The following is an 11,887-nucleotide window of genomic DNA, read 5'->3' as shown; positions in this document are numbered from 1 at the left end:
AACCGGAGCGGAGCGTACTTAAAGTACGTGAGCACCGGAAGCGCAGGAAGCCGCCATTTGCAGGCCGGCCTCACCTGGCCCTAGGCGGCCCCACTCCCCCATGGGCCATGAAACGCCCCCTCTTCCCCGATGCGCTCGAAGCCGTGCGCGCCGAAGAAGTCGCGCTGCGCCTGGATCAGGTTCGAGGTGCCGCGTCCCTGGCGGTAGCTGTCGAAATAGGCGAGCGCCGACGACAGCGCCGGCACCGGCGAGCCGGCTTCGGAGGCGCGCGCCACGATGCGCCTCAGCGACGGATGCGCCTCCTTCATCATGGCGATGAAGGCCGGCGCCATCAGCAGGTTGGTGGAAGCGCCGCCCGAACCGAACGCCTCGGCCATCGTGTCCAGCATCTGCGAGCGGATGATGCAGCCGGCGCGCCAGATCTTGGCGATGGTCGGCATCGGCAGGTTCCAGTTGAATTCCTTGGAGGCGCCGCTCATCACCGCGAAGCCTTGCGCGTAAGCGGCGATCTTGCCGGCGAACAATGCCAGCTCCAGGTCCTTGAGCAGCGCGCCCCTGTCGCCGGAAATCTTTTCGACGCCGATATTGCCGTAGGCCTTTTCCGCCGCCTGCCGCTCATCCTTGATCGAGGACAGCACGCGCGCCGCGACCGCCGCCTCGATCGCCGTCGCCGGAATGCCGAGCTGCTGCGCTTCGATGACCGACCATTTGCCGGTGCCCTTCTGCCCGGCGCGGTCGAGGATGATGTCGGCAACCGGCTTGCCGGTCTTGGGATCGTCGGCGGCGAGAACTTTTGCGGTGATCTCGATCAGGTAGGAGTTGAGCCGGCCCTTGTTCCATTCTTCGAAGATCTTGCCGATCTCCTTCGGCGCCATGCCCAGGCCGTCGCGCAAGATGCCGTAGATCTCGGCGATCATCTGCATGTCGGCATATTCGATGCCGTTGTGGATGGTCTTGACGAAATGGCCGGCGCCGTCATGTCCGAGCCAGGCGGCGCAGGGCTCGTCCTTGAACTTGGCCGAGATCGCCGTCAGCACTTTCTCGACGCGCTTCCAGGACTCTTCGGTGCCACCGACCATGATCGAAGGGCCGTGCCGCGCGCCCTCCTCGCCGCCCGACACGCCCATGCCGATGAAGGTCAGGCCCGAGCCGGACAGCTCCGAGAAGCGGCGCATCGTGTCGCGGAAATTGGCGTTGCCGGCATCGATGACGATGTCGTTGGCCGACAGCACGCCGCGCAGCGCCGCGATCTGCTCGTCGACCGGCTTGCCGGCCAGCACCATGATGATGATCGGCCGCGGCGGCCGGATCGCAGCGGCGAGTTCCTCCAGGCTGTAGCAGGGAACGACCATGTCCTTCAGCGAACCGGCACTCTCGACAAAGGCGTCGGTGCGCGATGGCGTGCGGTTGAAGACGGCGATGCGGTGTCCGTGCTCGGCGATATTGAGCGCCAGGTTGGAACCCATCGTGCCAAGGCCGATCAGGCCGATTTCGGCTTTTTCCATCGTTTCTTCCCTGCGTTCGGATGCTTGTTGTGGGTTGCGTCCTGGAGAACGCCTTTCCCAGATGAATGACGGGCCTTGGCGGCGGCGTCAACCGTCTCGCAGAATTGTGTCGAGGTCGGTGAGACCAAGGGTGAAGACTGAGGGCGAAATGGTGAATGGTGAATAGTGAAATGGACAGGCGAACGTCGTCGCGACGCGGAAACGAAAATCGCCTGCTATTCACCATTCACTCTCAATTTCACTCTGCGCGAATATTAATTGGCGCCTCGACCTTCACCACCTCGAAGTCCGAAACGAGGATATCGAGCCGGGCGTTCCAGCGGCCGGGAAGCGGGATAGCGAGATTGTCGATACGCCAGGTGCCGTCGCCGGGTTTTCTCGCCGGCCACTTGATCGGCTCGATGCCGGAATCCGGCTTCGACAGCACCAGCGTCACCGCCTTGGCGTCGAGAGGCCCGAAATCGCCGGTCATGATCATAATCGAAGCGGCGACCTCGCCGGCATGGCCTGGCGTGATGCTGAGATCGGCCATCGCCTTCAGCGCATGGACGTGGATCGACACCGGCTGCGCGGCGGCGATCGCCAGCGCGCGTGGCGGCGGGGTGAAGCGCCAGCCGGCGGCGACGCCGAAAATGGCAAGCACGATGACCACCTCGATGCCGATCGAGCGCGCCATCCGCCGCTGCACCTCGGTGTCGCCGGCCTCGGCGGGCGCGGTCAACGTCCAGCGGTTGATGGCGGCCAACGTGAACAGGAAGAGCAGCAGCGTGAGCTTGAGCAGCAGCAGCCGGCCATAAGCGGTATGGATCAGCGCCGCCGGCTGCTGCACTTGGATGACCGCCAGCACGATGCCGCTGGCGGCAAGGACAGCCACGACCGGCAGGATCGCGCGCGAGAAGCGCCGCAGAAAGACCTTCGCTTCCGCCGGCTGCTGCCGCAGCGCGAGGCCGAGCGGCGCCAGCGCGCCGGCCCAGAAGGCGATCGCGGTGCCGTGCAGGAACACCAGCGGCCGCGTCAGCCATTGCGGTTCGGCGGCGCTGGCGTGACCGCTCGCAGCAAGGGCCGCGCCAACACCGAGCAGTGATACGGACGCCGCCAGCTTGCGCAAGCCCGACGGTCCGGCAAGAGAAAGCAAAGCCAAGCCGAGCGCGATCAGGCCGAGCAGCATCGTCCAGACGAAGCTCGTCTCGAGCGCGGTCTTCCAGACAGCCGGTGTCGCAAACCGGGCGAGCGGCGCGCCGAGCGCATCCAGCCCCTGCAGGCCGAGCGAAAGCGGCGCTCCGACGAGACCGATAAGAAGCGCCGCGATGACGAAGCGTCGGCCGCGGCGCCGGTCCTCGGCGAGCCAGGCAAGTGCGAACGCGCCGCCGATGCCGAGAAAAAGTCCGGCATAGAGAAACAGCTTGCCGAGCCAGATCGCTGCCCGCAGCGTCCAGTCGATGGCCTCACCCGCCACTGGTGCCGCGCTTGGCGCGCCCATAGAAAACAGCGCCGAGCCGCCGACCGGATGACCATCGACCGAAACGACTCGCCAACTCAGCACATGCGTGCCGGATTTGAGCGCTTCGGGATTGTCGATCTCGACGGTCTGGTCCTTGAGGCGGAAGGATGTCAGCGCAAGCTGTGAGCCGTCCGGCCGCACAAGCGTCAGCACCAGCGGCGAGACGGGCTCGCTGAAGGTCAGCGAGAATTTGCCGGGACTTTGCGTCAGCACGGCGCCGTCAGCCGGGTCGGTCGCGACCAGCGCGGCATGCGCCAAAGCGCGGCCGGGCACGACGAGCAGCGCCATCGCCACGAGCATTGCCGCCAGCCAGACAAGCGAGCCGGCAAGCATGCAGTTCATCGAGGAAGGCAGTGCTGCGTTCATGCCGTCATAACTGGAAATGTTGGCGCATCCCGAGGGAGCGCGCCAACAGAGATCATTTCTTCGGCAGCAATTTGATGCCGGGCGCGGGCGTTTCCAAGGCGTCCTCGTCCTGGCCGGCCGCCGGGATCTCGATCCAGCGCTCGGCGGCGTCGCCGCATTCCTGCACCACCGGGAAATAGAGCATCTGGCCGGCCGGCAGATCGGCCGCCAGCGAGGCGCGGAAGACGAACTCGTCATAGAATTCGTCCGGCAGATTGCCGCCGCTCCAGTCGATTTCCTTCACGCCGGTGGTCAAGGTCTCGCCATAGAGCTGGTAGGATTTCTCGTATTTGCCCTTCTTGACCTGCAGCGTCCAGCCGGGCTTGGGCATCGGCTTCACCGCGATGGCGCCTTCGGGTATCTGCACACGCACCGCGGTCGTTGCCTTGCCCTCGCAGCCATGCGGCACGCGCAAGACGGCCTTGTAGGTCGAGCCGACGGCCGCTTCCTGCGTTTCGAGCGTGATGTGGGCGAGCGCGGCATTGGTCCCGAGCGCGCAAAGCGCGCCCGCCGCCAAAACATACTTTTTCATGAATTGTGCCTCTGATTTCGAATTGGCGGATTACTCGGCGTGATCCATGTCGCCCATGTCGCCACTGCCCGTCTCGCCGATACCTTCGACGGCGAACTCGACGGTGACGCTGCCCGCCTTCTCGAAGGTCAGCGTCGCGGAGAATTTCTCGCCCTGCTTCGGCTGCCGCTTCAGGCCGGTGAACATCAGGTGATAAGCGCCCGGCTTCAGCGCGACCTTGCCGCCGGCCGGGATCTCCAGCCCGCCCTCGACCGGCCGCATGGTCATGACGCCGTCCTTGACGCCCATCTCATGCAGTTCGGCCTTTTCGGAGATGTCGGAGGAGATCGACAGCAGCCGGTCCGGCGCGCTGCCCTTGTTGATCACGGTGAAATAGCCGCCGCCCACCTTGGCGCCCGGCGGCGTCGCCCGCGACCAGGGATGCTCGATCTCGAGATCGCCGACCTTGAACTCATGCGCCAAGGCGGCGGGAATGCAGGCCAAGAGAAAGAAAAGGCTGAGCACGGCAAGGCCAACGCGCAGCGGGAGGTGAAACGGCGGCGCGCCGCGAAGGGCGAAAGCTTGCGCCTTGGGAAGAAGATTGGACATGGTTGCTCCATGAGTACGGGATCGCGCCGCAATGCGGTCGCGAACAGTCTGATCTTTGGATGAATAGGCCTGCGGAAGGTTCCGCGGATCAGACCATCGCCGGCGGCGCGCGCGGATTGGCCGGAGAGCGGTCGCGGGCGAAATCCTGGTGCCGGAAGGCCGGAAGCTGGAAGGCGACGGCCTCGAAAAGCTGGGTCCTGGCCAGGGCGCCGGCCTCCGGCGGCGGCATATGCGCCGCCGAAACCATGTTGCAGCCGAGCGAGCAGCAGGCCGGCAGATGTTGTTGGTGGGGATCGCCGCCGGGGAGTTTTACAGCGCCTTCATGCGTGCAGATGACGTTGCCGAAGGCGTCGACCTGCGAAGGCGCGCCGAAGGCGAAAGCGCCGAGAGAGGACTGAAGCAATAGAAGCAGCGCCGCGACGAACGCGGCCGGCATGCTCCATCGTCTCAGCCGGATATCCAACGCAAAGCCTCTCCCGGAAACGCGCCGACGGTAGCACGGGGAATGCGCGCGGGAAATCGGCAAAACCGCGCTGCGGCAACGCGGCGCGATAAGTCGTCGTGGATCGCGGCCCGCCTGTCAGGCGGGCTGCATCTGCCGCCCTTCAGGAATGGAGGTCAGCAGCGTCTGGCGCGCCGACTTCAGGTGCTTGCGACAGGCGGCGTCCACCTTGCCGGGATCGCGCGATTTCAGCGCCGCGATATAGGCGAGATGCTCCTGGATAGCGACCTCGTTGCGCTGGCGCTCCTCAGCCTTGTTCCACTGATAGTGGTAGTGGAAGATCATCGCGATGACATCGTAGAAGTCGACGATGAAGCGATTGTGCGAGGCGCGGTGGATCAGCCGGTGGAAGCGCTCGTCGAGCTCGGAGAATTCGTTGAAGCGCGTGGCGATCTCGCTGGCGAGCTGGCGATGCTCGAGTTCCAGCCGGTCAAGATCGGCCCATACCGCGCTATCTTCCGGCAGGGCGGCGAAAGCCGCCGCCGAACGCAGCTCGAAAATCTCGCGGATCTCGGTCAGCTCCAGCGCGAAGGCGCGCGTGAAACCCTTCAGCACCCAATGGCTGTTGCGCCGCTTCTCGATCAGGCCGAAGCGCGAGAAGCGGATCAGGAATTCGCGCACGCTGGTAGTGCCGACGCCGATCTCGCGCGCCAGCTCCAGCTCGTTGATCTGCATGCCGGCTTCGGCGCCTCCCGCAAGCAGACGCCGCATGAAAGAGCGCTCGATGATCTCGGCCAGCGAGTCGGTCTCCTCCTCGGGGAAGAAGTCCTCGGACCGCGGCGCCCTGAGCACGGTCTTATTACGCTTGTTCCAGTCGATAAGCCCGGTTTCTTCCATGCGCGCAAGGATGCTGCGCACCGTGGTGCGGCTGACGCCGAGCAGCGTGCCGAGCTCAGGCTCCGACGGCAGGCTCTTGGTCTCGTCGAGCAACCTGAGGCAGCGGTTGAAGGCGTCCTTGTAGACATTGTTGCTTTTCGACATGCCCCGTATCCCCCAACGCTTGCGGCGGCCTGCCGGAAACGCGATATGATCGGTGTTCCTAGAGCAGTTCAGCGTTTCTCGGAATCGCCGAACTGCGCTAAATCTTTGTTTCTGCGCAATTCCGGACGGAAAGCCGCTACGCCCTTTTACTGGAATTGCTCTGGCGCAAGCCTCCGAAAAGCGGAACGCTTTTCGCCGGCTTGCCAAACGGGCGGCGCGGGCGTCCAAAAGACGAGCGCCGACCGAGCGAAAAAACAATTGACGCAAAATTGTTTTTTCCCGATAAAAGACATTACCTTTAAACGGGCGCAAGTCAATCCGCCCGCATTCCCAGGATCACCCAGGACAGCCGCCCGTGAACGTTGCAAACACCATCCTTCTCTCACCCTCCGATAATGTCGCCGTTGCCAACGGGCGCATCGAGATCGGAACGCCATTGCCGGGCGGTGCCGCCGCGACTGCCGTGATCGAGCCGGGCCACAAGGTGGCGATCAAGCCGATCCCGGCGGGCGAAGCGGTTGTGAAATACGCGCAGGCGATCGGCCGCGCCACGCAAGACATTGCGCCCGGCGAGCATGTTCATTCGCACAATTTGGTTTTCGAGAGCGGCCGCTTGCCGGTGGTGCCGCCGAGCGAGGCCGAGCACGCCACCGAGGCCGACCGCAAGCGCACCTTCATGGGCTACCGCCGCGCCGATGGGCGCTCCGGCACGCGCAACTTCATCGGCATCATCGCCAGTGTCAATTGCTCGTCGACCGTCTGCCATGCCATTGCGGACGAAGCCAACCGCACGCTTCTGCCGAAATATCCCGGCATCGACGGCTTCGTGCCGATCGTGCACGGCCAGGGCTGCGGCATGAGCGCCACCGGCGACGGCATGATGGTTCTGCACCGCACTTTAGCCGGCTATGCGCGCCATCCGAATTTCGGCGGCGTGCTAATGGTGGGCCTGGGCTGCGAGGTCAACCAGCTCACGCTTTACGGCCAGAAGGGCGTGGCCGCGGGAAAGCGGCATTTCAACATCCAGGAAGCCGGCGGCTCGCGCAAATCGGTCGAGCGCGCGATGGGCGTTCTGGCCGAGATCGCCGAGGAAGTGGGCCAGCTGCAGCGTGAGCCGATCCCGGTCTCGGAGATCGTCGTCGGGCTGCAATGCGGCGGCTCGGACGGCATGTCCGGCATCACGGCAAATCCGGCATTGGGCGCCGCCGTCGATATCCTGGCAGACTGCGGCGGCATCGGCATCTTGTCGGAGACGACCGAGATCTACGGCGCCGAGCATCTGCTGGCCTACCGCGCCGCCTCGCCCGAGATAGCCGCCAAGCTCGACGGCTTTGTGAAGTGGTGGGAGGACCATACCGCCAAGCACGGCGCCTCGATCGACAACAATCCCTCGCCCGGCAACAAGCGCGGCGGCCTGACCACGATCCTCGAGAAATCACTGGGCGCGGTCGCCAAGGGCGGCCAGACGCCGCTCAACGGCGTCTTCGGCTATGCCGAGAAAGTCTCGGGCAGCGGCCTGGTGTTCATGGACACGCCCGGCTACGACCCGGTTTCGGCCACCGGCCAGGTCGCCGGCGGCGCCAATGTCATCGTCTTCACCACCGGCCGCGGCTCCTGCTTTGGCTGCCGGCCGACGCCGTCGATCAAGGTTGCCACCAATTCGACCATGTATCACCAGATGGAAGAGGACATGGACGTCAATTGCGGGGTTATCGCCTCGGGCGAGAAGACCATCGCCGGCATGGGCCGCGAGATCTTCGAGCTGATCATCGAGACGGCGTCCGGCCGCAAGACCAAGAGCGAGGCGTTCGGCTACGGCGACAACGAATTCGTGCCGTGGCACCTCGGCGCGACGCTTTAATCAAAGGCCGTTATCGCGTCGGAAGCGCCACCGACACCAGGAGGCGACCTTCACTACAGTGCAGGCTTTTTCATGGAATAAATATTCCATGTTGACAGAATTATGAAATTATTGTTCCATGACGATAAGGAGGAACGGGAGCATCCGAGCACTGCCAGGGACGAGCCGAACGGACCCTAGCCCGCATCGCGCACAGCAGCAGACATCGCTTGCATCGGTCACGGCAATGCTCTATCAAAAAACGGTATCTGTTTTTTATTGATAAAGTTCTGTTTGGGCAGCGCCTATCCAGATGGAGCTTCCGCAACCTTCACCAGGCGACTTAGGGAGGAACCTAATGAAATTCGTGACCAGCCTTCTCAACCGCCGCGCCTTCGTGGCTTTGGCCGCCGCTTCGATGCTCGCCGGCGCGATGCATTCCGCGCCCGCCTCGGCGGCCGACGTGACCATTCCGATCATCGTCAAGGATACCACATCCTTCTACTGGCAGATCGTTCTGGCCGGCGCCCGCAAGGCCGGCAAGGATCTCGGCGTCAACGTGCCGGAACTCGGCGCCCAGGCCGAAACCGACGTCAACGGCCAGATCTCGATCCTGGAAAACGCCGTCGCCAGCAACCCGGCGGCCGTCGTCATCTCGCCGACCGAGTTCAAGGCGCTCGGCAAGCCGATCGACGAGGCTGCCTCCAAGGTCAAGGTCATCGGCATCGACTCCGGCGCCGATTCCAAGGCCTTCACCTCCTTCCTGACCACCGACAACGTGCAGGGCGGCCGCGTCGCCGCTGACGGCCTCGCCGCCGCAATCGGCGCCGCCAACGGCGGCAAGGTGGAAGGCAAAGTCGCGCTGATCACGGCACTTCCCGGCGCCGGCTCGCTCGAGCAGCGCAAGCAAGGCTTCATCGAACAGATCAAGGCCAAGTATCCTGGCCTCGAGCTTGTCGCCGACAAATATGCCGACGGCCAGGCCACCACCGGCCTCAACATCGCGACCGACCTGATCACCGCCAATCCGGACCTCAAGGGCATCTTCGCCTCGAACCTGATCATGGCGCAGGGCGTCGGCCAGGCGATCGCCGAAAACAATCTCGGCGGCAAGGTGGCGCTGATCGGCTTCGACAGCGACGAAAAGCTGATCAAATTCCTCAATGACGGCGTCATCTCGGGCCTCGTCGTCCAGGATCCGTACCGGATGGGCTATGACGGCATCAAGACCGCCTTGGCCGCCTCGAAGGGCGAGAAGGTCGAGGCCAATGTCGACACCGGCGCGAACCTCGTCACCAAGGACAACATGAAGGATCCCAAGATCGACGCGCTGCTCAACCCGAAGCTCAAGTGAGCAGCATCGCGACAGTCGTTTCCGGGGCCTCGCGCCCCGGAAACATCCATCGGGGCGATTTGGAAATTCGCCGGCCCGATTTAGGCTCCGCATTCAAGATGCGCGCCAGACGCATCGCTGCGTGCCCAATGGTTGAGGCCAATCTGGGAGGATTGTCATGACGTCGACGGCGCAGGAATTGCATCCGGCCCCCACGCTGGAACCGGGCAGGACGATCCTCGAGCTCAACGGCCTGGAAAAGCGCTACCCCGGCACGCATGCGCTGAAACCTGTGCATCTTGCCTTCAAGGCAGGCGAGATCCACGCGATCGTCGGCGAGAACGGCGCCGGCAAGTCGACCCTGATAAAACTCCTGACCGGCGTCATGCCGCGCACCTCCGGCGAGGTGATCTGGGAAGGCAAGCCGACCGCCTTGGCCACGCCGCATGAGGCGATGGCGCTGGGCATCAACGCCGTCCACCAGGAGGTGGTGCTCTGCCGCCATCTCACCGTCGCCGCCAATATGTTCCTCGGCGAGGAGGAGTCCCGCGTCGGCCTGCTGCAGCAACGCGCCATGGTCAAGGACGCGCAGAAGATCATTGACGGGCTGGGCTTCGACTTGCCAGCGCATGTCATGCTCGGCGATCTCACCATCGGCCAGCAGCAGCTGATCGCCGCCGCCCGCGCTACGGTGCGCGGCACGAAATTTCTGATCTTCGACGAACCGACCGCTTACCTCACCCGCAAGGAGGCCGACCAGCTCTTCAAGCTGATCCGCCGGCTCAAGGGCGAAGGCGTCACCATCATCTATATCAGCCACCGCATGGAGGAAGTGTTCGAGCTCGCCGACCGCGTTTCCGTGCTGCGCGACGGCACTCTGGTCGGCACCCGCAACATCGCCGAGACCGACGAGCCCGAACTGGTCAAGCTGATGATCAACCGCTCGATCGAGCAGATCTACCACAAGGAACATTTCACCCCCGGCGCCACGATTGTCGAGACGAAGAACCTTTCGGGCAAAGGCTTCGAGAATGTCTCGGTGACCGTCCGCGCCGGCGAGATCGTCGGCCTCTACGGCCTGATCGGCGCCGGCCGCAGCGAGTTCGTCACCACGCTTTACGGCCGCCACAGGAAGTCGGCCGGCCAGATTCTCTGGCAAGGCAAGGAGGTCCGGGTCAACTCCGAGCACGACGCGATCCGGCTCGGCATGGCGCTGGCTCCGGAAAGCCGCCGCGACCAGGGCCTGTGCCTCAATTTGCCGGTCGGCACGAACCTCAACCTGCCGATCTACAAGCGCATCTCCAGCAATTTTCTGATTTCCGGCGCCAAGGAGAAAGCCGAGGCCGACCGTCAGATCGCCGACCTGCGCATCAAGACGCCGACGCGCAATGCGCTCGCCTCCAGCCTCTCAGGCGGCAACCAGCAGAAGATCGTCATCGGCAAATGGCTGGCGCATGGCGCCAAGCTGTTCATCTTCGACGAGCCGACGGTGGGCGTCGATGTCGGCACCAAGGCCGAGATCTACCGCCTGTTCTCGACGCTCCTGTCCAAGGGCGCCGGCATCATCCTGATCTCGTCCTATCTGCCGGAAGTCTATGAGCTTGCAGACACGCTGCACGTGTTCCGGCGCGGCAAGCTGGTCGCGACCCACGGTTTCCGCACCGCCAGCCACGAGGACATTTTGGGTCAGGCACTGGCCGAGAAACAAGAAAAGTCGGGAGGACAAAAATGAGCATCGAGGCGATCCCCGCCGAAAAACCCAAGCGCAATTTCAACGCCCTGTTCGGCCTGACGCTGCTTGGCCTTCTGCTCCTGATGTGGATCGTGCTGGCCGTCGCCACGCCGTCCTTCGCCACGACGCTCAACATCACCAACCTTCTGCGTCAGGGATCGCTGATCGCCATCCTCGCCGTCGGCCAGACCTTCGTCATCATCACCGGCGGCATCGATCTGTCGGTCGGCGCGGTGGTCGGCTTCACCACCGTCATTGTCGCGCTTTTGATCAACGCCGGCTGGCCGATCTGGGCCGCGGTGCTGATCACGCTGCTGGTGGGCGTCGCCATCGGCCTCTTCCACGGCTTCGGCATCGTCAAGATGGGCCTGCCGCCCTTCATCATCACCTTGGCCACCATGACCTCGCTGCGCGGCATCGGCCTCCTGATGACGAACGGCAACTCGATCTCCATCAACAGCGACTCGTTCCAGGCTTTCTCGCGCGGCTCGCTCGCGGGCATTCCCTACCTGTTCTGGATGGTGATCCTGGTCGCCATCCCGTCCTACGTGTTCCTGCACCACACGCGCTGGGGCCGTTACCTGTTCTCGGTCGGCTCCAACGCCGAGGCCGCGCGCCTGTCCGGCGTCAACGTGCCGCGCACCATCTTCATGGCCTACGTCCTGTCCGGTCTTCTGGCGGCCATTGTCGGCGTGCTCCTGGCCTCGCGCATCGGCATCGGCAATCCGACGCAGGGCGACACCTATGAGCTTCAGGCCATCGCCTCGTCGGTGATCGGCGGCACGTCGCTGTTCGGCGCCATCGGCTCCGTGCATGGACCGCTGATCGGCTCCTTCATCCTTTCGACGATCAACAACGGCGCCAACCTGCTCAACGTCAACACCTTCTGGCAGCGCGTCATCACCGGCCTGCTGATCATCGTCATCGTCTACTTCGACGGCCTGCGTCGTCGCGGCAAATGACTCCTA

General features: G+C 64.1%; 10 protein-coding genes. 4 read left to right on the top strand and 6 right to left on the bottom strand.

Translation table 11 applies throughout. The features are described 5' to 3' along the window. Window positions 1–80: 80 nt before the first annotated feature. From gndA to LB525_RS20195, 6 genes are all read right to left on the bottom strand, one after another. Window positions 81–1,568 carry an NADP-dependent phosphogluconate dehydrogenase gene (gndA, locus tag LB525_RS20220; RefSeq protein WP_318012415.1) on the bottom strand — a complete coding sequence of 496 codons (1,488 nt, stop codon included), beginning with the start codon at window positions 1,566–1,568 and terminating at the stop codon, window positions 81–83. Between the two features lie 175 nt (window positions 1,569–1,743). Further along, entirely contained in the window at window positions 1,744–3,372 is a 1,629-nt protein-coding gene (locus LB525_RS20215; RefSeq protein WP_224546246.1) for a copper resistance CopC/CopD family protein, read from the bottom strand. 52 nt (window positions 3,373–3,424) lie between these two features. Next, window positions 3,425–3,943, bottom strand: coding sequence for a YcnI family protein (locus LB525_RS20210; protein ID WP_224546244.1), 519 nt, complete (start codon window positions 3,941–3,943; stop codon window positions 3,425–3,427). Between the two features lie 30 nt (window positions 3,944–3,973). Beyond that, a complete protein-coding gene (locus tag LB525_RS20205) occupies window positions 3,974–4,531 on the bottom strand; it encodes a copper chaperone PCu(A)C (RefSeq protein ID WP_224546241.1) in 558 nt (185 codons plus the stop codon). A gap of 88 nt (window positions 4,532–4,619) precedes the next feature. Beyond that, window positions 4,620–4,967, bottom strand: a complete 348-nt coding sequence (locus tag LB525_RS20200) for a DUF2946 family protein (RefSeq protein WP_224546239.1) — start codon at window positions 4,965–4,967, stop codon at window positions 4,620–4,622. Window positions 4,968–5,111: 144 nt separating this feature from the next. Next, window positions 5,112–6,014 carry a GntR family transcriptional regulator gene (locus LB525_RS20195; protein ID WP_095769222.1) on the bottom strand — a complete coding sequence of 301 codons (903 nt, stop codon included), beginning with the start codon at window positions 6,012–6,014 and terminating at the stop codon, window positions 5,112–5,114. Window positions 6,015–6,369: 355 nt separating this feature from the next. Between LB525_RS20195 and LB525_RS20190 the strand changes: the two genes are divergently transcribed. The 4 genes from LB525_RS20190 (at window position 6,370) to LB525_RS20175 (ending at window position 11,881) form a co-directional block, all read left to right on the top strand. Further along, window positions 6,370–7,875 carry a UxaA family hydrolase gene (locus LB525_RS20190; protein ID WP_224546236.1) on the top strand — a complete coding sequence of 502 codons (1,506 nt, stop codon included), beginning with the start codon at window positions 6,370–6,372 and terminating at the stop codon, window positions 7,873–7,875. A gap of 337 nt (window positions 7,876–8,212) precedes the next feature. Then, window positions 8,213–9,208: an ABC transporter substrate-binding protein gene (locus LB525_RS20185; protein WP_095769220.1), complete on the top strand. Its 996-nt coding sequence runs from the start codon at window positions 8,213–8,215 to the stop codon at window positions 9,206–9,208. Window positions 9,209–9,365: 157 nt separating this feature from the next. Continuing rightward, window positions 9,366–10,919 (top strand): sugar ABC transporter ATP-binding protein, encoded by a 1,554-nt coding sequence (locus LB525_RS20180; protein WP_224546234.1) that lies wholly within the window; start codon window positions 9,366–9,368, stop codon window positions 10,917–10,919. Further along, window positions 10,916–11,881 carry an ABC transporter permease gene (locus LB525_RS20175; RefSeq protein ID WP_224546232.1) on the top strand — a complete coding sequence of 322 codons (966 nt, stop codon included), beginning with the start codon at window positions 10,916–10,918 and terminating at the stop codon, window positions 11,879–11,881. The genes LB525_RS20180 and LB525_RS20175 overlap by 4 nt, the downstream gene beginning before the upstream one ends. The last annotated feature ends 6 nt before the right edge of the window (window positions 11,882–11,887 follow it).

Source organism: Mesorhizobium sp. CA16 (assembly GCF_020165175.1).
Lineage (GTDB): Bacteria > Pseudomonadota > Alphaproteobacteria > Rhizobiales > Rhizobiaceae > Mesorhizobium.
The sequence above is the reverse complement of the archived record's forward strand: the minus strand, read 5'-3'. Positions and strand labels throughout refer to the sequence as shown.

Bases quoted from the DNA above. Each gene is read 5' to 3' on its own strand.
- LB525_RS20215 (WP_224546246.1), bottom strand. From the start codon at position 3,372: ATGAACGCAGCACTGCCTTCCTCGATGAACTGCATGCTTGCCGGCTCG.
- LB525_RS20210 (WP_224546244.1), bottom strand. From the start codon at position 3,943: ATGAAAAAGTATGTTTTGGCGGCGGGCGCGCTTTGCGCGCTCGGGACC.
- LB525_RS20205 (WP_224546241.1), bottom strand. From the start codon at position 4,531: ATGTCCAATCTTCTTCCCAAGGCGCAAGCTTTCGCCCTTCGCGGCGCG.
- LB525_RS20200 (WP_224546239.1), bottom strand. From the start codon at position 4,967: ATGCCGGCCGCGTTCGTCGCGGCGCTGCTTCTATTGCTTCAGTCCTCT.
- LB525_RS20195 (WP_095769222.1), bottom strand. From the start codon at position 6,014: ATGTCGAAAAGCAACAATGTCTACAAGGACGCCTTCAACCGCTGCCTC.
- LB525_RS20185 (WP_095769220.1), top strand. From the start codon at position 8,213: ATGAAATTCGTGACCAGCCTTCTCAACCGCCGCGCCTTCGTGGCTTTG.
- LB525_RS20180 (WP_224546234.1), top strand. From the start codon at position 9,366: ATGACGTCGACGGCGCAGGAATTGCATCCGGCCCCCACGCTGGAACCG.
- LB525_RS20175 (WP_224546232.1), top strand. From the start codon at position 10,916: ATGAGCATCGAGGCGATCCCCGCCGAAAAACCCAAGCGCAATTTCAAC.